The following is a 19,511-nucleotide window of genomic DNA, read 5'->3' as shown; positions in this document are numbered from 1 at the left end:
CTAGCAAGTCAGATGCCAAGTTAATTTATCTAAACCATGGTACAAAGTACAAATTTTGGCAAATTAAGCTATAATTTAAGCAATCGGTTTGTCGGAGGCCGCCATGAAAATTCAATCACCCAATACCGGGTTTTTAAACCAAACTCAGCAAGCGAGTAATAAGCTTGCTGAGCAATTAGCGTCAGGTAAAAAAGTAAACTCAGCAGCAGATGATGCCGCTGCACTGCAAATTATTGATAGATTAACATCGCAGCAAGATGGTTATAGCCAAGCTATCAACAATGCCTACGATGGTATTTCTTATTCACAAGTTACTGAATCAAACCTATCAGGTGTAAATGATGCGGTATCACGTATTAGAGAGCTGTCTATCCAAGCGGGTAACGGTGCGCTCACAGATACTGACAGAGCAGCACTACAAGAAGAAGTGTCACAATTGCAAACGCAAATTTCAGAAACATTTGAAAATGCGACATTTGCTGGCAAACCTTTATTTGATGGTGAGCAAGTGTCGTTTCAGGTTGGTCCTGATGCCAACACGACGCAATCAGTAACGCCTTCAGATGGCAGTATTGCTTCTGTGATTGCGGGTATTGATATTTCTACCCAAGCAGGTGCGCAAGCGGCCATTGATATCAGCGATCAAGCTGCTGAAGAGATTAATAATCAGCGTGTTGAACTTGGCGCTTTCCAAAACACTTTAGAAAGTACGATAAAAGGGTTGGGAAACCAACGGGAGAACATTGCTGCGAGTCGAAGCCGCATTGAAGATACTGATTACGCAAAAGCAGTGTCTGATCAAGTAGCTAACGATATTTTGTCGCAAGCTTCAATCGCTTTACGTGGTCAAGCGAATCGTTCAGCAGAATCTATCCTAGGTTTGCTTTAATACTTTAGTCTTGTTTTTAGGCGTTAAGTGACTATTTTTTGGCGTTGATGTCAATAAATTGCCGCTTAGCGCTTGCATCCCTCCTAAACTCGCTTACAATTTAACATTAACAAACCCCGTGGTAACTGTGGTTCGCCAATAATGATCTTAATTTTAGACAATAATAATAATCGTGCGATAGGTTTACATGCTTCACTCACCTTCATTGGTGAAACAGCACAATTAGTTGATGAAACAAATCTTCAAGCATTTTGTGAAAAACACCAGCAACAAGAATGTATGGTCATTTTGGGGGCTCTACAGCAGCTTAATCATGAAGCTGTGATCAAACAGTTTCCAGCTATTCCATTTTTGTTAATAGGTGAAACCCTCAAACCCCTTCTTAGTATTGCTAATGTTGTAGGCTTGATATGTGAGCCTTTCAATCATGACGTAACCACTCAGTTATTGCATGACTGTCAGCAATATCAGCGTATGCTGCCCGGTGCTCATAAACAGTCTAAGTCGCAAAAATCGTTTGATGGACTTGTTGGTGAAACTGATGCTGTAAAAGATGTTCGTTTTTTAATTGAGCAGGTGGCTAAAACCGATGCCAATGTACTTATTTTAGGTGAGTCTGGCACAGGTAAAGAGGTGGTAGCACGAAACGTTCACCTACTATCTAAACGAAATAGCGGGCCATTTGTGCCAGTAAACTGCGGTGCTATTCCTGGTGAGTTACTTGAAAGTGAGTTATTTGGTCATGAAAAAGGGGCGTTTACAGGGGCAATTTCAGCGCGAAAAGGGCGTTTTGAATTAGCACAAGGCGGTACACTGTTTTTAGATGAAATTGGTGACATGCCACTGCAAATGCAGGTTAAGCTTTTACGAGTATTACAAGAGCGCAGTTATGAACGAGTAGGTGGGACAAAGCCTATTCAAGCTGATGTACGAATTATTGCTGCAACTCATCGTAATCTTGAAGAAATGATTGAAAAGGGCGACTTCCGCGAAGACCTTTTTTATCGCTTAAACGTGTTTCCAATTGAAAACCCTTCGCTAAGTGAGCGTGCTGACGACATTCCTCTACTTTTAAAAGAGTTAATGCGCCGTGTGAATGAGCAAAGTGGCACAACAGCAAAATTCACCGAACGGGCAATTCAAAGCTTAAAAGAGCATGCATGGCCGGGAAATATCCGTGAGCTAGCCAACTTAGTAGAGCGCATGGTCATTATGTTCCCTGATAAAGTGGTTGATGTGCCAGACCTACCAGCTAAATATCGTTACATTGAGGTCGAAGCGTATGAGCCTGAGTACCCTGAAGAGCTGATGGAACGAGATGCTTTCAACGATATTTTTAGCACAGGCTTTAGTGATTACGAAGACGAAGAGCTTGATACGCCAGCAACAACGGTTGACTCTGGTTTATTACCCGATGAAGGCATTGAGCTGAAAGAGTACCTTGCTGAGCTTGAAATCAGCTTAATTAGCCAAGCATTAGAGCGCTATGATTATGTCGTAGCGCGTGCGGCTGAAATCTTAGGTGTACGCCGTACAACTCTCGTTGAGAAGATGAAAAAGTATAACCTATCGCGAGATTAACTCGCGGTAGGTTTAACGCTCTCTACATAAAGCATGTTTCTGCAGATTTGCGGCTAATATTCACTCACTATTTCGGCTTTTCTAAAACAATCATTACTGTGATCATTCACCATACCGCAGGCCTGCATATGCGCATACACAGTCGTTGGGCCTAAAAACTTAAAACCACGCTTTTTTAAATCTTTGGCAAATGCTGTGGAGGCTTCTGTAATAGCCGGGTAATCCTCTAGTTTATCTAGGTTGTTTACCAAAGGCTTACCACCTACAAACTGCCATTGGTAGTTTGAGAAACTACCAAACTCTTTTTGAATTTCAATAAAACGCTGCGCGTTATTGATAGTCGCGGCGATCTTGGCTCGATTACGAATAATGCCATCAAACTGCATTAACTGCTCGACGTCGTCCTCAGTCATTTTGGCAACCTCTTCAACAACAAAGTTTTTAAAGGCGCTGCGATAGCCATCACGCTTTTTAAGTATGGTATACCAACTAAGTCCGGCTTGTGCTGACTCTAAGGTTATAAACTCAAACAAACGATGATCATCATATAATGGCACCCCCCATTCTTGGTCGTGGTAGGCCACATAATCTTCTTTGCTGGTGTCGAGCCACGGGCAGCGACAGTGGTGTTCTTTTTGCATTGTTCCCTCGCAAGTGTCATTTTTTTGTTGGTGTTTATTTTGACTTTAATTTATTGAAATAAAACAAAAATAATTATGGTATGAATTGTGCATTTAGCTGTGTAGACACGATTTTTTGAGTATCGATTATGGCCTTGGCACATGTATTAAAACCACAATTTATCACAGCTAATCAATATAACCCATGCTTACAGCAAGAAGAGTATGTTGGCGAGTTGAGTGAGCTTCGCCAGCAAGCTAGTTGGCTAAGTCATTTAGTGCATACTATGCCTGCGGGCGTTGTGGTTTTAGATGGTCGAGGCATGATTGCAAAAGCAAATCAAATTGCTATTGATATGCTGGGTGAACCGCTTGAAGGTGAAAAATGGTTTAGCGTTATTCAGCGCTCATTTCGACCAAAGCAAGATGATGGTCATGAGGTATCACTCAAAGATGGGCGTTTAATAAAGCTTGATATTACTGCGCTTGCACCTGAGCCAGGGCAGTTAATTTTAATGACAGATTTAACAGAAACTAGGCGTTTACAAAAACGAGTAGCACATATGCAGCGCTTAAGTGCGCTTGGTAAAATGGTTGCTTCGCTTGCTCATCAGGTCAGAACGCCGTTGTCAGCCGCCATGCTTTATGCCGCAAACTTGGGTTCAAAGCGTTTACCAGAAAGCTCGCGTGGTAATTTTCATACTAAATTAATGTCACGTTTAAAAGATTTAGAAACCCAAGTAAATGACATGCTGTTATTTGCAAAAAGTGGCGAACAGCAAGTTGTTGAAAGTGTCTCGATGCAACAGTTACTCAATGAAGTAAAAGCGGGGGCGGATGCAATGGTTGCACAAAACCAAAGTACCTTAGCCGTTAACTTGCCAGAACCAGACATTGAGATTGTGGGTAATAAAACCGCACTTGCCAGTGCGATTCAAAACTTAATTCATAACAGTATTCAAATAATTGGCAAACATGCAGAAGTATCGCTTAGTGCTGAGCGCGACACCGCAAATGATAACAGTGTTCGCATCAGTGTAAGTGACAACGGTCCTGGCGTAGATATGAGTCAGGCCGAGAAATTATTTGAACCTTTCTTTACTACAAAAAGCCAAGGCACAGGGCTTGGACTTGCTGTTGTGAGTTCAGTCGCTAATGCGCACCAAGGACGGGTTGAAGTGACTAATAATGCCCATGGGGGGGCATGTTTTAGCTTGATCCTGCCAATAAGTGCAGAATTTACGTCAGCGGAGGCAAAATGAATACGAACGCAATTTTAGTCGTTGAAGACGACGCAGGCTTACGAGAAGCTTTGATTGATACACTCGAAATGTCAGGAATTGATTGCATCGCAGCAGATAGTGCTGAGCAAGCAATGGTGCTGTTAAAACAAGGCACGTATTCATTAGTGGTCAGCGATGTACAAATGGGCGCGATGAGTGGCCTTGATTTACTTCGCAGCATTAAGCTCAACTACCCTGAACTACCTGTACTTATGATGACAGCTTATGCCACCATTGATGATGCAGTTGAAGCGATGCGTTTAGGTGCGATTGATTACATGGCAAAACCATTTGCCCCAGAAGTATTGCTTAATATGGTCAGTCGATATTTACCCGAAAAGGAAAAAGAAACAGACGGGCCAATTGTTGCTGATCCATCGAGTATTAAGTTACTCGAACTTGCGAGCAAAGTAGCGCGTTCAGATGCCAGTGTTATGGTTCTTGGACCAAGTGGTTCAGGTAAAGAAGTGTTAGCCCGCTATATTCATGATAAATCGAATCGAGCAGATGCTCCCTTTGTTGCCATTAACTGTGCCGCTATTCCTGAAAATATGCTTGAAGCAACCTTATTTGGTTACGAAAAAGGCGCGTTTACCGGTGCCATTCAGGCCTGCCCTGGTAAATTTGAACAAGCACAAGGCGGTACCATCTTACTTGATGAGATCACCGAGATGGATTTAGGTCTGCAAGCAAAATTACTGCGTGTACTACAAGAGCGTGAAGTAGAGCGCTTAGGCGGCCGTAAAACGATTGAGCTTGATGTTCGTGTCTTAGCTACGAGTAACCGTGATTTAAAAGAAGCGGTGAGTGAAAATCTATTTAGAGAAGATTTATATTATCGCTTAAATGTGTTCCCGCTGATGTGGAAACCATTAGCAGAACGCCCGGGCGACATTGTTGTATTGGCAGAGCATTTAATTGAGCGCCATTGCCTGAAAAGTAAAGAACCCATTGCTATGTTGACCGAGTCAGCTAAGCAAAAGCTGCTAACACATGCTTGGCCGGGTAATGTGCGAGAGCTTGATAATGTTATTCAACGTGCGCTGATATTATGTGATGGTAACAGCATTCATGAAGATGATGTCTTCATTGAAGAGTTACTAACGGTAGAGATAAAGTCAGTTGCTACGCCACCGCACAATGCACCGGTGTATCAAGAGCAACCCGTTGAAGTTAATTTAGATACAGTGCCACAGGTGAGTGAGCAAGGTAATTACAAAGACGAGCTTAAAGACAAAGAGCATCGTATTATTTTAGAAACCCTCGCACGCTGTAATGGTAAGCGAAAAGAGGTGGCTGAGACCTTAGGTATTAGCCCTCGCACCTTGCGATATAAACTAGCGCAGATGCGCGATCTAGGGATTGCACTGCCAGCCTAATTCTCCTTCCAAAACAGTGTCAAACAAGCTCACAGCATGTGGGCTTGTTTGCTGTCAAAACTCTGACAAGCAAAATAAATTGTATAAGCTATTGAAATTTATGGTTTTATTTTGTGGCACGGTTTATGCTTATCAGTTTATAAGTAAACTGTATTGTCAGAGAGTATTATGAAAGTTCAAAACAGCGCATTATTTCAAGAAATGCAATCTATGGCCCTTGAAGCTAGCCGTAGTAACTCAATTACAAATTTACCAACTCAGACACAGCCTACATCAACGGCACAATTTGGTGATCTACTTACCAATGCATTAGATACAGTGAATGGCTTGCAACAAGAAGCCAAGCAAAAAGTGACCGCTCTTGAAATGGGTGATCGCAGTGTATCGCTTGCAGATGTGATGATTGCTTCACAAAAATCATCAGTTGCATTCGAAGCAACGGTACAGGTTCGTAATAAACTTGTTGAAGCATATAAAGAAATCATGAACATGCCTGTGTAACTAGGTAGTGGAGAATTATCGTGGCGCAATCTAATCAATCAACTGATCTAGCCCTAGCAGGCGGCGGTATCGATTCTACCGATACTGATGATCAACAAGAGCAAAAGTCAGGCTACTTAAGTGCCTTAAACGGTGTAGATGTTTTACGCCAGGTAACTTTAGTGATTGCTTTGGCAATTTGTTTGGCTATCGCAATTTTTATTATCATTTGGGCACGTCAGCCAGATATGCGTCCGCTTGGTAAAATGCCAACGGAAGAGCTTATTCAAACGCTAGACTTTTTAGACGCGCAAAAGATTGATTACGAACTCGATGGTAATGTCATCTCTGTAGAAGAAGGTGAGTACCAAAACATTAAGTTATTGATGGCTCGTGAAGGCCTTGAGCAAGCGCCAAGCTCAGGTACTGACATCATCATGCAAGATATGGGATTTGGTGTAAGCCAACTCCTAGAACGTGAACGTTTAAAACATGGTCGTGAGCAACAACTTGCTCGCACTATCGAAGAGCTAAAAAATGTTACTCGCGCCAAAGTACTTTTAGCTATTCCAAAAGAAAACGTATTTGCTCGTCGCGAAAAACAACCTTCAGCTACAGTGGTTTTAACACTTAAACGCGGCCGTACGCTTGATGGTGAAGAAGTTGACTCAGTTGTTGATATTGTTGCCTCAGCGGTACAAGGTTTATCGCCAGAGCGTGTTACTGTTACCGATCAAAATGGTCGCTTACTAAACTCAGGCTCACAAAACTCACTCGCTGCACGTTCTCGCAAAGAGTATGAAATAGAGCGCAAGCGTGAAGAAGAGTACTTAAATAAAATCGACAGCATTCTCATTCCAGTGGTTGGTTTAGGTAACTACACTGCGCAAGTTGATTTAAATATGGATTTTAGTGCAGTAGAAGAAACTCAAAAACGCTATAACCCTGATTTACCAGCAGTGCGCAGCGAAACGACTTTCGAAGAAAATAACATCGGCGGTCTTGCTGTAGGTATTCCTGGTGCGCTTACAAATCAGCCACCTGCAAACTCAAATATTCCTGAAATTGCTGGTCAAGGCAGTGCAGGCTCAGCGACTAACCCTAGCCGTTCTCACAAAGAAGCAACACGCAACTACGAGTTAGATACCACGATTTCTCATAAGCGTCAGCAAACAGGTGTTATTCGTCGTATTAGCGTATCAGTCGCTGTTGATTACGTACCAGAAGTTGGTGAAAACGGTGAAACGACTATGGTGCCTCGTTCTGTCGAAGCATTGTCAAATATTCGTCGTTTACTACAAGGTGGTGTAGGCTTTGATATGCAACGTGGTGATGCACTTGAAGTGGTCACAGTTCCGTTTGTTCGTGAAAACACAGAAATGGCGATTGAAGTGCCGCTGTGGGAACAAGACTGGTTCATGAAAATGCTTCGCTTAGCGTTAGGTGCCTTGGTTATTATCGTACTTATCTTGGCTGTTGTTAAACCAATGCTGAAACGCTTAATCTACCCAGACGATACACTTGAAGAGTATGATGAAGATGCGTTAAGTGCGGGTGTAGATATTGGTGATAGCACGCTAGATATGCTAAATAAAGACTTTGACTCTGCTGCTGTAGGATTCTCAAGTGATGGTACACTACAGCTGCCAGATTTACATGGCGATGAAGATTTACTCAAAGCAGTTCGTGCATTGGTTGCTAATGAACCAGAACTGTCTTCTCAAGTGGTGAAAGCGTGGTTAACTGAAGATGACTGATCAAGAACAAAAACAACTACCACCGGCGTTTGATGTTGATAAATTAGACGGTGTCGATAAAGCAGCTATTTTATTGCTGAGTTTATCGGAAGAAGATGCTGCGCAAATTCTAAAACATTTAGAGCCTAAGCAAGTACAAAAAGTAGGTATGGCGATGGCGGCGCTGGATGATTTATCACAAGCGAAAATTAGCGCTGTTCACAACTTGTTTATTGAGCAAATTCAAAGCTTCAGCACCATAGGTTTCCAATCTGAAGACTTTATCAAAAAAGCGCTTACAGCGGCACTTGGTGAAGATAAGGCTGCCAGCCTTATTGACCAAATTGTTATGGGCTCTGGCGCCAAAGGCCTTGATTCACTGAAGTGGATGGACTCAAAACAAGTAGCGAATATTATTCGTAATGAGCACCCGCAGATTCAAACTATTGTTTTATCGTATTTAGAGCCTGAGCAATCGGCTGAAATCTTGTCGCAATTTCCTGAAAAAGTGCGCTTAGATTTAACCATGCGTATTGCTAACCTTGAAGAAGTTCAACCAGCAGCACTCCAAGAGCTAAACGAAATCATGGAGAAACAGTTCGCAGGTCAAGCAGGTGCGCAAGCTGCGAAAATGGGCGGCTTGAAAGCAGCGGCAGATATCATGAACTACCTAGATACCAATATTGAAGGTCAGTTGATGGATTCGATCCGAGAGCATGACGAAGAAATGTCGCAGCAAATCCAAGATCTCATGTTTGTATTTGAAAACTTAATGGATGTTGAAGACCGAGGCATTCAAGCAATTCTTCGTGAAGTACAACAAGATGTACTTATGAAAGCAATTAAAGGAACAGATGAAGCACTGAAAGAGAAGATTTTAAGTAACATGTCGAAACGTGCTGCTGAGCTATTAGCAGATGACCTTGAGGCGATGGGACCTGTGCGTATCAGTGAAGTTGAAGCCGCACAAAAAGAAATCTTGTCGACAGCACGTCGTTTAGCTGACTCAGGCGAAATAATGCTTGGCGGCGGCGGTGGTGAGGAGTTCCTATAAACCATGTCTAAACCTTCTTTACATAAAGGTCGGCCAATTCACCCTAGTGAAGCAGTGGATGAACTTCTTGAAAACTGGCCAATTCCTGATGTTGCACAAGACACCAGAAAGTTGGCTGGACGTTCAACTGCCTATGGTACGCCTTTAGCTGACATGTACCGCAAGGAGCGTCAAAAACAAGCGGTAGAAGAACAGCCCGAAGAGCCGGAAATTCCTGCTCTGACCATGGCAGAGCTTGAAAAAATTCGCCAAGATGCTTACGAAGAAGGGCTTAAGCAAGGTCATGAGCAAGGCTATATTGATGGCTTTGAAAAAGGGGCTCATGAAGGCAAAGAAGCAGGCTTCAAAGAAGGCGTTGAACTAGGCAAAGAGCAAGGCCAAGAAGAAATAAAGCCAATTTTAGAAGAGCAGTTAACCACACTGAGAAGTTTGCTTGATAGCTTATCTCAACCATTAGCAAAAGTTGATGAAAGTGCAGAGAAGCAGTTGGTGCAGTTAGCGGTCATGCTAACTGAGGTATTAGTTTACCAAGAAATTAAAACCTCACCAGAAGTCATCTTGCATGCATTAAAGCAGGCCATTGACGCATTAGGCGAAGAACAAGCGAAAGTACGTATTCACTTACATCCTGATGACATAGCATTAATTACACAAAGCTATGGCGAACAAACTATTGCAGATAATCATTGGCAGTTAGTTGCAGAGCCAACCTTAGAACGTGGTGGTTGTGAAATCAAAACCCCGCAGTCGTCTTTGGATATGACAGTTAAAACCCGCGTCAAAGAAACGTTGGAAAACTTTTTGCATAGCAGTGGTATATAACATTTATTAGGCTCTTTATGAGTACTCACGCAATGACCCTTAGCGATCGCTTAAAACGCTACGAAAAACATATCAAAGCCCCAAAACCAGCTGTTGCTGGTATTTTGACGCGTGTTGTTGGTTTAACACTCGAAGCGAAAGGGCTCAGAGCGCCGGTTGGCAGTCAATGTAAAATTGAGACGATAAATGGCTTTGTTGATGCAGAAGTGGTTGGCTTTAACGACCAAACTTTGTATTTAATGCCCAATGACCATATTTCTGGTGTATTGCCTGGGGCACGAGTGATACCACAGATGAATGAAACTGGTTTACCTGTGGGTATGTGTTTGCTTGGGCGTGTCGTTGATGGTCTTGGTCGTCCACTCGATGGTTTAGGGGCGATTAATGCTGAGCACCATCTTAAATTTGCCCAAAATTCCATAAACCCCCTTGCAAGACGTCCAATTAGCCAGCCTATGGATGTAGGTGTACGGGCTATCAACTCTGTTATTACCGTAGGTCAAGGCCAGCGTATGGGGCTATTTGCAGGCTCTGGTGTTGGTAAGTCAGTGCTACTTGGGATGATGACACGTGGCTCTGAGGCTGATGTGATTGTGGTCGGTTTGGTGGGTGAACGCGGCCGCGAGGTAAAAGAATTTATTGAAGAGATTTTAGGTGTTGAAGGTCGTAAACGTTCAGTTGTAGTAGCTGCTCCGGCCGATGCTTCACCATTAATGCGTTTAAAAGGTTGCGAAAGTGCAGTAACCATTGCTGAATATTTTCGTGATCAAGGTCTTAACGTATTGTTGTTACTGGACTCTGTTACCCGTTATGCCATGGCACAACGTGAAATCGCTTTAGCGGTTGGCGAGCCGCCTGCAACCAAAGGTTACCCGCCTTCAGTATTTGCTAAACTGCCTGCGCTGGTGGAGCGTGCTGGTAATGGTGGTGAAGGGCAAGGTGCGATTACGGCATTTTTCACCGTGCTCAGTGAGGGCGATGATATGCAAGACCCAATTGCAGACTCTGCCCGTGCTATTTTAGATGGTCACATTGTTTTATCTCGGGATTTAGCCGACAGTGGTCATTACCCGGCTATTGATATCGAAAAATCAATTTCCCGTGTTATGCCGCAAGTGGTCTCTGAAGCGCATATGCAACAAGCGCGAGTGCTCAAGCAAGTGTATTCAATGTATCAACAGAATAAAGACATGATTACGTTAGGTGCATATCAAAAAGGTACCGACCCTATGCTCGACCAAGCAATCAATATGATGCCGCGAGTCAATCAATTCCTTCAGCAAGGCATGAAAGACGTTATTAGTTATGATGATGGTCTGCAAGGTCTAGCGCAGTTATTAGGACAAGGTTAATGGCTAAAAGTAAACTTGATTTATTGTTAAAGCTTGAGAGTGATAAAGAAGAGTCTTTACGCATGGATTACTTAAAAGCGCAGCAGCACTTACAAAGTAATCAACAAAAACTGCAGGGGCTGAATAACTTTCGCATGGAGTATTCTCAGCAGTTACATTTGAAAGGGCGCTCAGGTTTGTCTAGTGCTGGGTTTAGCCAATACCATGCCTTTATTGCCAAAATAGAAGAAGCGATTCGCCAGCAAGCAAGCACTGTTAACACTGCAAAGCAAGTTGTTACGCAGCGCAAAGCCTTGTGGTTAAAACAGCAAGTGAAAGCAAAAGCGGTGGCAAAGTTAATTGAGAAACAAGCTGAAAAGCAAGCGATGCTAGTGGCGAAAGCGGAGCAAAAAATGTTGGACGAATTTGCTTCAAATCAGTTTTATCAACGTCAGCTTAAAAACGCACTTCTCTAAAATCCTAACCTTTTTAGGCATGTTAATTGCATTTACTTAATCAGAAGCATTAATTTTGGCACTTGCGGCGGCAAATTGCCTCTTTCTTTTTAGGTGAATTATGGCGATCAGTGATATCAATTTGCAGGTTAAAACTGAGCAAGGTACTGGTTTTTCTAGCAAAGAGACGGAGTCTTACGATACAGCTTCAGGGTTGCGCTTTTTAACGTCATTAACAGAAGCAAGTGAAGCGGCAAATGCCCAAACAACCTCTCAATCTAAAAATGACAACGAGTATTATCGTCTTGAAAAAAGTGAACAAGAGTCTGAAGAGCTGACTGTCGATACAGACTATGACCACGAATCAGCCACAGCAGATGTAAGCGATAGCAAAAAGAATACGAGTGAGACTGTAACAAAAGAGCAAGATGAGTCACAAACAGACTCAAGCCTAAATGAAGAAAACTCATTACTTTCGCAAATTAATGCAGCCCAAGCGATGAGTACACGGGTTAATAAACTTATTGAAGATAATGAGTTAGGCGATGATGTAACTGCTAAAAAGCCAGTCTCTGGTGATTCTGTTACCCCAATAATTCCATCACCAATGAACTCTATGTCTGATGCTGATAAGTCTGCTGGCAATTCTGATATCAACAATACTGCTGCGAGCGTATTACATAAATCAAAAGTTGCGACAGCTGTCGATAATCAGTTAAAAGCTGGTACTGAAATACCGCAGAAAGATGCAAAAACGTCTGATAGTGATAGCCCATTAATCGATAAAAAACTAACTGTTTCTGCAGCTGATACGCCAAATACAGTGCCGCAACAGTCCGAATCAGCTAAAGAGACAAAAGCAAACCTCTCGGAAAAAAATAGCCTTAATAGTCTGTTAAAGGCTACGGGAGAGGCTGATGCTCAAAAACCAACATCAGCACAGCTCGCCGCTCAAAATAACCAAGCTAGTGTCGCCAGTTCTGTGGTTGCAGAAGTCACTAATGCCAAAACTGTTTCCTCTACTGAGCAAAACCTTGATTCACCTAAAGTTAACCAAGGGATAGAAAATTCTGTAACAGATAAATCAATTATCAGTTTGTTTGCTAAGGTGCAAAGCGGTGATGGTAAAGCTGTTAGTGAATTTGCAAAAGGTTTATCACTTACCCACGAGCAGCAACAACAGCTTGAACAACAAATTAATCAGTTAAAGACAGATCACAAGTTAGACTCAAAAGACGCTGAAACTATTAAAAACTTGCTTACAGAATTGATGAACAAAACTACGCCGTTGCAAGTCACGCAAAATCAAGCCTCACAATTAACGGCTGATGAGTCGCAAATACAGCAAGATGTTAAGTTATCTGAGCAAAAAACAAGTGACTTTAAATTGCCTATAGGTGTTGAAAAGCAACTGGCTGCATTGACAAAAGATGAGCAACAAGCGCTGTTGAACAAGGTTAATGCACAACTACAAACAGTCACAGCTGGTACTAGCCAATTTGAAAAGCTAACAGCAGCTAAGGCTTGGCTTTCAGAGGCTGTTAACACTACCGAGAAAACAAATCTAACTACGCCAGTTACTACAGCCAATGCAAGCGCGGTAGAAAATAGTAATACAACACCTACGCGAGCTGAAAAGTTAGCCCCTGCGGTAGGTAACGTAAATAATTCTGAAGAGTCATCAGTTGAGCGAGATATTAAGCTTAATGCTGAACGTTCGCAGGAGGTTAGTACCCCGCGAGTTACTCAGTTATTAAATCAGTTAACGTCGCCTGTGGCGACGTCGATTCAGCCAACTGCACATGATATTGCTCAGCATCATCATGAAAATGCAATAGATGCGCATATTATGCAGACGCAAACAACTCAGCAAGCGCAGAGCAAATCGGTGAGTGTAGATCCTGGGGTTATGCAAGCGATTAATATCATTAAAAGTGATGCCGCGAAAATGCTTCAGGAACGAGTCAGTGCTTTGTTAAATATTAATAATAAAGAAGCTGAAATCCGTCTTGATCCGCCTGAAATGGGCAGTATGCAAATACGTATCCGCAGTGACGCAGAGCAGGCACAAATAAACTTTGTAGTACAAAACCAGCAAGCTAAAGAAGCGCTTGAACAATCTATGCCCCGACTACGCGAAATGCTTGCTCAGCAGGGAATAGAGCTAGGTGAAAGTAGTATTCAGCAGGGTAGCCCTGAGCAGCAGCAGGATGGAGAGCCTGGTCAAGGCCAGTTAGCTGGTAATCAGCACAATGAAGAGCAGCAACAAGAGGTAACAGCACAAAGTGCAGAAACTTCTCGACAACAATCTTCATCATCAATAGATTACTATGCATAAGTCCTGCTATTATAAGAAATAAAATAGTTACAATGAGTATATTTCCTAACTGTTGTAACGCTTAAGGAAGTGACAATGGCCGAAGAAGCAAATTTAGAAATAGAAGATACAGGTAAAGGTAAAAAGAAGCTCATAATTATCATTGCTGCGGTCGTTGTGATAGTGGCTGCTGCAGCAGGCTACTTTTTATTTATGGGTGGTGAAGAACCAGTAGAAAGTCTTGCCGACGAAACAACGGCAGCAGAAGCCACGGCACCTTCAAGTTCTGCTGAAATTGGCTCTGCTTTGTATGTTGCTATGCCTCGTCCTTTTGTTTTCAATGTACCGGGCGCTAGTCGTGACCGTATTGTGCAAATTAAAGTGCAGCTTTTAGTACGTGGCGAAGTAAATGAAGAAACGGCTAAAAAGCATATTCCACTCATTGAAAGTACCTTATTAAGCGTACTGTCAACAACGACAGCGGATGAGCTAGGTACCAGTGAAGGTAAAGAGTCTGTTCGTGTTGCAGCACTTGAAAAAGTGCAATCTGCTTTAAATGATGTGGAAGGCAGCAAAGTGATCGAGCGGGTACTGTTTACCGGCTTTGTGATGCAATAAGGGGTCAGCGTGAGCGATTTATTATCTCAAGACGAAATTGATGCGCTCTTACATGGTGTTGATGAAGTCGATGAGGAAGATATTCACGAAGGTGATGACTTAGACAGTAATACACTGCAATATGATTTTTCTTCACAAGATCGTATCGTACGTGGTCGAATGCCGACGCTGGAAATCGTGAATGAACGTTTTGCGCGTCACATGCGCATTAGCTTATTCAATATGATGCGCCGCACCGCTGAAGTCTCGATTAACGGCGTTCAAATGATCAAATTCGGTGAATATATTCATACCTTATTTGTTCCTACAAGCTTGAATATGGTGCGTTTTCGTCCGCTAAAAGGCACAGGGCTTATCACCATGGAAGCACGCTTGGTGTTTATTTTGGTTGATAACTTCTTTGGGGGGGATGGTCGTTACCATGCCAAAATTGAAGGCCGCGAATTTACCCCAACAGAACGCCGTATCGTGCAAATGCTGCTTAAAATTATCTTCGAAGATTACAAAGAAGCATGGGCGCCGGTAATGGATGTGTCATTTGAGTATTTAGACTCAGAAGTAAACCCAGCCATGGCCAATATCGTTAGCCCAACAGAAGTGGTTGTTATCAGTTCATTTCACATTGAACTTGATGGTGGTGGTGGTGATTTTCACATCGCCTTGCCTTACTCAATGCTTGAACCTATCCGTGAGTTACTTGATGCCGGTGTGCAATCAGATACAGAAGATACTGATTTACGCTGGAGTAAAGCGCTGCGCGACGAAATTATGGATGTTGAGGTTGACTTATCAACACAGCTTCTCGAAATAGATTTAACGCTACAGCAGATTATGGAGCTTAAAGCGGGTGATATTATTCCGGTTGAAATGCCAGAGCATATCACTGTGTTTGTAGAAGAGTTACCGACATTTAGAGCAAAAATGGGCCGCTCTAGAGATAATGTTGCTCTACAAATTAGCGAAAAAATTAAACGCCCTGAATCAGTTAAGTCTGAGCTTCATGTGTTCACAAAAGGTGGCAAAAAACTGGATTCAGATGCAGAATTAGCAGAACTAGAAGAAGATCTACACCTTTCTGATGGTGTCGATTTAGACTGGTAGTCGATTTATAAGGTTAAATATAATGAGTGATGATCAAGATACAATGGACGAATGGGCTGCGGCCTTAGCCGAAGCTGAGGAAGCCGAAAATGCCACAAGTGATGCTTCTGTGGCAGAGCTTGATGAATTAAAAGATGAAAGGCATGAGCTCTCAAGTGATGAAAAACGAAAGCTTGATACCATCTTAGACATTCCGGTGACTATTTCGATGGAGGTCGGTCGTTCAAAAATCAATATTCGTAACTTATTGCAATTAAACCAAGGTTCTGTGGTTGAACTTGACCGGGTTGCAGGTGAACCGCTTGATGTGTTGGTTAATGGTACGCTAATTGCGCATGGTGAAGTGGTCGTTGTAAACGACAAGTTTGGTATTCGCTTAACGGATGTGATTAGCCAAGTAGAGCGTATTAAAAAGTTACGATGAACGCACTTATCGCTTTATCGAGTGCGTCGAGCACTGTGTTTCCAACGGCATCACCGACGGCAGATCTTCTGTCTATGGTGATGTCTTTGCTTTTGGTGTTGGTTGTTATTATTGGATTAGCCTTTTTTGTAAAAAAGCTTAACCCGAATCTCGCTAACAGTGATGAGTTTAAAGTTGTCCGAAGTTTACCGTTAGGCTCACGTGAGCGATTAATGGTGATTGAAATAGATAACGCTCAACACTTAATTGGTGTGACACCTCACAGTATTAATTACTTACATAAGCTTGAAACACCCTTAAAAGAAAAAGAATTGCCAGAACTAGCAAAACGATTTGGCAAACTATTAAACCCACAATCACCTTCTAATAAAAAGAATTAACGCTATGATCAAGTGGCTCGTTATTTTAGCAAGTGTGTTGTTTTTACCTTCCGTCAATGCAGAAGGTGTCGAAGCGCTCACTATCACCACTAACCCTGATGGCTCGCAAGATTACTCGGTAACGCTGCAAGTGTTAGCGATCATGACTGCGCTGAGCTTCATTCCTGCCGCAGTCATCATGATGACCTCATTTACACGTATCATAGTTGTACTTGCTATATTGCGTCAGGCTATTGGTTTACAACAAACTCCATCGAATCAGATATTGCTTGGTATGTCATTGTTCTTAAGTATTTTTATAATGGCTCCTATCTATCAGCAGGTAAACGAACGTGCAATTGAGCCTTATTTAAATGAACAGGTTACTTCTACACAAGCATTGGAGCTTGCAAAAGAGCCAATGAAAGCGTTTATGCTCTCGCAAGTTCGCATAAAAGATTTAGAAACCTTCGCAAAAATTGCCGGCTACGATAAATTAGATTCACCAGAAGATACCCCGCTAATTGTTTTAATTCCTGCGTTTGTTACCAGCGAATTGCAAACGGCCTTTATCATTGGTTTTATGTTCTTCATCCCGTTTTTGATAGTTGATTTAGTTGTCGCCTCGGTATTAATGGCCATGGGTATGATGATGCTCTCACCTATGATTGTATCCTTACCCTTTAAGATTATGCTGTTTGTGCTAGTAGATGGTTGGAGCCTTGTGATGGGCACATTGGCGAAGAGCTTTGGGCTTGGGGTGTAGCCATGCAATTACAAGCACATAATTAGGTAGGAGAGACAAAATGGAACCAGAAATTTTTGTCGATATACTCAGTGACGCGCTGTTTTTAGTCATAAAGTTAGTGTCAGCAATCGTGGTGCCAGGCTTATTAGTTGGTCTTGTAGTGGCAGTTTTCCAAGCGGCAACATCAATCAATGAGCAAACCTTAAGCTTTTTACCGCGTTTGTTAATTACCATAAGTGCACTTATTATCGGGGGCCATTGGTTTACTCAAGAGCTTATGGATTACTTTACGCGTTTAGTGATGTCGATACCGGAGATTGCAGGCTAAATGGAGTTTCCATTTGCAGTCATAATTCAATGGCTCAGTGATTTTCTACTGCCGTTGGTCCGTATAAGCTCAATGATCATGATTATGGCTGGTCTTGGCGCGAAAAACGTTCCCACACGAATTAAACTAGGTTTAGCTATTGTAGTAACGTTTGTTGCTGTACCTATGTTGCCGCAGGCAAGCTTTAATAATCTTTTCTCATTTGAAATGATATTAGTCGTGATACAGCAAATGCTGATTGGTGTTGCGATTGGCTTTGCTTCAGTCTTACTGCTCAATACCTTTGTTCTTGCCGGACAAATACTAGCAATGCAAACCGGTCTTGGTTTTGCGTCGGTCGTTGACCCGTCAAACGGTATGAATGTTCCAGCAGTGGGCCAGTTTTATCTCATTTTGGCTACTTTGCTGTTCTTTGTGTTTAACGGTCATTTGATGATGATTCAAATGGTTATTCATAGCTTTGAGGTATTGCCAATCGATGGTAATTGGTGGGCGGTGGATCATTACTGGGATATCGTTACTTGGGGCGGTTGGATGTTTACCACAGCCTTAGTACTTGCCTTGGCACCACTAACAGCTATGCTGGTTATTAACATGTCGTTTGGTGTAATGACCCGTGCAGCGCCGCAACTTAATATCTTTTCCATAGGTTTCCCGTTTACTCTTGTTGCTGGGCTTGTGATTATTTGGGCAACGCTTGGTAACTTTATGACTCAGTTTGAGTTTCAGTGGTTAAAAATGGTTGAGTTAATGTGCAGCCTTGTTGGTTGTACACCTTAGGAGCGAGCTATGGCTGAAGATTCAGGTCAAGAAAAAACCGAAGAACCCACCGGGAAAAAAATAGAAGATGCCAAGAAAAAAGGCCAAGTAGCGCGCTCAAAAGAGCTCGGCACTATGTTTGTACTTATTTTCTCAGCAATTTCGTTACTAATTTATGGTCCTGAAATCGGCAAAGGTTTGTACAACATTATGGGCCGATTATTGAGCCTGAATCGCAATGAAACCTACGACACCACTAAAATGTTCTCTGTGTGGGGAATTGTTGCTGATGCGTTGATTTTCCCTATGGCGATGTTCGTTTTTATCATTGTCATTGCTGGTTTTATAGGAAATACCTTGCTAGGCGGATTTAATTTTAGCTGGGAAGCCGCAGCACCAAAAGCGAGTAAAATGTCGCCTGCAAAAGGTATTAAACGTATGCTTGGCCCTCAAGCTGGCGTAGAGCTTGTTAAATCCATTTTGAAGTTTGCAGTGGTTGCAGGCTTTGCGGTGTTTTTAATTAATACCTTTTTTGATGAAATACTTCATTTGAGCCAAGAAAGCGCACCCAGTAATTTTATTCATGCGCTTGAGATCCTCTCTTGGATGTTTTTAGGATTGACCTGCACGTTGATAATCATCGCAGCGATTGATGCTCCATATCAAAGCCACAAGCATCATAAAGAGCTGAAGATGACCCTACAAGAAGTAAAAGACGAATACAAAAACTCAGAGGGTGACCCACAAATTAAAGCGCGTATTCGCCGTACGCAGCGTGAAATGTCGCAAAGGCGCATGATGCAAGATGTCCCCGATGCCGATGTTATTGTTACCAACCCGACCCATTACTCTGTGGCGCTAAAATATGATACAGCCAAAGCGGGTGCGCCTATTGTGCTTGCTAAAGGGGTTGATGAACTTGCTATGCAAATTCGTAAGGTTGGTAAAGGAAACGATGTGCCTATTGTTGAGTCTCCAATGCTTACTCGTGCGCTTTATCACACCACCGATGTAGGCCAGCAAATTCCGGATCAGCTGTTCACTGCAGTTGCTCAGGTTCTCGCTTATGTATTCCAGTTAAAACGCTTCCAAAAAGGGCGTGGTAAACGGCCTGTTCCACTCGACAAAAAGTTACCGATTCCAGATGGTTACAAATATTAATTCCTAGCCTTATAACTTGGAATAGTTATTGCAAATTCCGTGTAGTGTCAATTTTTTGAAATTGTT

General features: G+C 42.5%; 20 protein-coding genes. 19 read left to right on the top strand and 1 reads right to left on the bottom strand.

The annotated features are described in order from the left end of the window. Positions 1 to 103 precede the first annotated feature (103 nt). Both ACSFVZ_RS08060 and ACSFVZ_RS08055 read left to right on the top strand, forming a co-directional pair. On the top strand, positions 104 to 889 hold the full coding sequence (locus ACSFVZ_RS08060; RefSeq protein ID WP_435558557.1) for a flagellin N-terminal helical domain-containing protein: 786 nt from the start codon (positions 104 to 106) through the stop codon (positions 887 to 889). A 141-nt stretch (positions 890 to 1,030) separates the two neighbouring features. Continuing rightward, positions 1,031 to 2,470 (top strand): sigma-54 dependent transcriptional regulator, encoded by a 1,440-nt coding sequence (locus ACSFVZ_RS08055; RefSeq protein WP_138557426.1) that lies wholly within the window; start codon positions 1,031 to 1,033, stop codon positions 2,468 to 2,470. A 53-nt stretch (positions 2,471 to 2,523) separates the two neighbouring features. Here the strand turns inward: ACSFVZ_RS08055 and ACSFVZ_RS08050 are convergent, their stop codons facing one another. Then, the gene (locus ACSFVZ_RS08050; protein WP_435558556.1) at positions 2,524 to 3,111 is read right to left on the bottom strand and encodes a DNA-3-methyladenine glycosylase I; all 588 of its coding nucleotides are present in this window, start codon (positions 3,109 to 3,111) and stop codon (positions 2,524 to 2,526) included. A 128-nt stretch (positions 3,112 to 3,239) separates the two neighbouring features. Between ACSFVZ_RS08050 and ACSFVZ_RS08045 the strand changes: the two genes are divergently transcribed. From ACSFVZ_RS08045 to flhB, 17 genes are all read left to right on the top strand, one after another. Then, on the top strand, positions 3,240 to 4,352 hold the full coding sequence (locus tag ACSFVZ_RS08045) for a sensor histidine kinase (RefSeq protein WP_135923856.1): 1,113 nt from the start codon (positions 3,240 to 3,242) through the stop codon (positions 4,350 to 4,352). Then, positions 4,349 to 5,752 (top strand): sigma-54-dependent transcriptional regulator, encoded by a 1,404-nt coding sequence (locus ACSFVZ_RS08040; RefSeq protein ID WP_135923857.1) that lies wholly within the window; start codon positions 4,349 to 4,351, stop codon positions 5,750 to 5,752. Before ACSFVZ_RS08045 ends, ACSFVZ_RS08040 begins: the two co-directional genes overlap by 4 nt. Before the next feature lie 168 nt (positions 5,753 to 5,920). Further along, positions 5,921 to 6,253, top strand: a complete 333-nt coding sequence (gene fliE / locus ACSFVZ_RS08035) for a flagellar hook-basal body complex protein FliE (RefSeq protein WP_135923858.1) — start codon at positions 5,921 to 5,923, stop codon at positions 6,251 to 6,253. A 20-nt stretch (positions 6,254 to 6,273) separates the two neighbouring features. Then, on the top strand, positions 6,274 to 7,989 hold the full coding sequence (gene fliF / locus ACSFVZ_RS08030; RefSeq protein ID WP_435558555.1) for a flagellar basal-body MS-ring/collar protein FliF: 1,716 nt from the start codon (positions 6,274 to 6,276) through the stop codon (positions 7,987 to 7,989). Then, positions 7,982 to 9,022, top strand: coding sequence for a flagellar motor switch protein FliG (gene fliG, locus ACSFVZ_RS08025; protein WP_036970138.1), 1,041 nt, complete (start codon positions 7,982 to 7,984; stop codon positions 9,020 to 9,022). Before fliF ends, fliG begins: the two co-directional genes overlap by 8 nt. 3 nt (positions 9,023 to 9,025) lie before the next feature. After that, complete coding sequence (fliH, locus tag ACSFVZ_RS08020) at positions 9,026 to 9,844, top strand: flagellar assembly protein FliH (protein ID WP_135923860.1); 819 nt, start codon at positions 9,026 to 9,028, stop codon at positions 9,842 to 9,844. Between the two features lie 32 nt (positions 9,845 to 9,876). After that, positions 9,877 to 11,196 (top strand): flagellar protein export ATPase FliI, encoded by a 1,320-nt coding sequence (gene fliI, locus ACSFVZ_RS08015; RefSeq protein WP_435558603.1) that lies wholly within the window; start codon positions 9,877 to 9,879, stop codon positions 11,194 to 11,196. Beyond that, positions 11,196 to 11,651 carry a flagellar export protein FliJ gene (fliJ, locus tag ACSFVZ_RS08010; RefSeq protein WP_063706592.1) on the top strand — a complete coding sequence of 152 codons (456 nt, stop codon included), beginning with the start codon at positions 11,196 to 11,198 and terminating at the stop codon, positions 11,649 to 11,651. Before fliI ends, fliJ begins: the two co-directional genes overlap by 1 nt. A gap of 100 nt (positions 11,652 to 11,751) precedes the next feature. After that, complete coding sequence (locus ACSFVZ_RS08005) at positions 11,752 to 13,968, top strand: flagellar hook-length control protein FliK (RefSeq protein WP_435558554.1); 2,217 nt, start codon at positions 11,752 to 11,754, stop codon at positions 13,966 to 13,968. Between the two features lie 75 nt (positions 13,969 to 14,043). Continuing rightward, the gene (fliL, locus tag ACSFVZ_RS08000; RefSeq protein WP_435558552.1) at positions 14,044 to 14,565 is read left to right on the top strand and encodes a flagellar basal body-associated protein FliL; all 522 of its coding nucleotides are present in this window, start codon (positions 14,044 to 14,046) and stop codon (positions 14,563 to 14,565) included. 9 nt (positions 14,566 to 14,574) lie between these two features. Further along, positions 14,575 to 15,666 (top strand): flagellar motor switch protein FliM, encoded by a 1,092-nt coding sequence (fliM, locus tag ACSFVZ_RS07995; protein ID WP_135923864.1) that lies wholly within the window; start codon positions 14,575 to 14,577, stop codon positions 15,664 to 15,666. A 22-nt stretch (positions 15,667 to 15,688) separates the two neighbouring features. Further along, the gene (gene fliN, locus ACSFVZ_RS07990) at positions 15,689 to 16,090 is read left to right on the top strand and encodes a flagellar motor switch protein FliN (RefSeq protein WP_135923865.1); all 402 of its coding nucleotides are present in this window, start codon (positions 15,689 to 15,691) and stop codon (positions 16,088 to 16,090) included. Next, on the top strand, positions 16,087 to 16,470 hold the full coding sequence (fliO, locus tag ACSFVZ_RS07985; RefSeq protein ID WP_135923866.1) for a flagellar biosynthetic protein FliO: 384 nt from the start codon (positions 16,087 to 16,089) through the stop codon (positions 16,468 to 16,470). Before fliN ends, fliO begins: the two co-directional genes overlap by 4 nt. 4 nt (positions 16,471 to 16,474) lie before the next feature. After that, complete coding sequence (gene fliP / locus ACSFVZ_RS07980) at positions 16,475 to 17,215, top strand: flagellar type III secretion system pore protein FliP (RefSeq protein ID WP_135923867.1); 741 nt, start codon at positions 16,475 to 16,477, stop codon at positions 17,213 to 17,215. Positions 17,216 to 17,255: 40 nt separating this feature from the next. Then, entirely contained in the window at positions 17,256 to 17,525 is a 270-nt protein-coding gene (fliQ, locus tag ACSFVZ_RS07975) for a flagellar biosynthesis protein FliQ (protein ID WP_054553264.1), read from the top strand. Next, on the top strand, positions 17,526 to 18,305 hold the full coding sequence (fliR, locus tag ACSFVZ_RS07970; RefSeq protein WP_135923868.1) for a flagellar biosynthetic protein FliR: 780 nt from the start codon (positions 17,526 to 17,528) through the stop codon (positions 18,303 to 18,305). 9 nt (positions 18,306 to 18,314) lie between these two features. Then, positions 18,315 to 19,445 carry a flagellar biosynthesis protein FlhB gene (gene flhB, locus ACSFVZ_RS07965; RefSeq protein ID WP_135923869.1) on the top strand — a complete coding sequence of 377 codons (1,131 nt, stop codon included), beginning with the start codon at positions 18,315 to 18,317 and terminating at the stop codon, positions 19,443 to 19,445. Positions 19,446 to 19,511: the final 66 nt, after the last annotated feature.

Origin of the sequence: Pseudoalteromonas nanhaiensis (genome assembly GCF_051235485.1) — a bacterium.
GTDB lineage: Bacteria > Pseudomonadota > Gammaproteobacteria > Enterobacterales > Alteromonadaceae > Pseudoalteromonas > Pseudoalteromonas lipolytica_C.
This window is presented reverse-complemented; position numbering and strand designations above follow the sequence as displayed.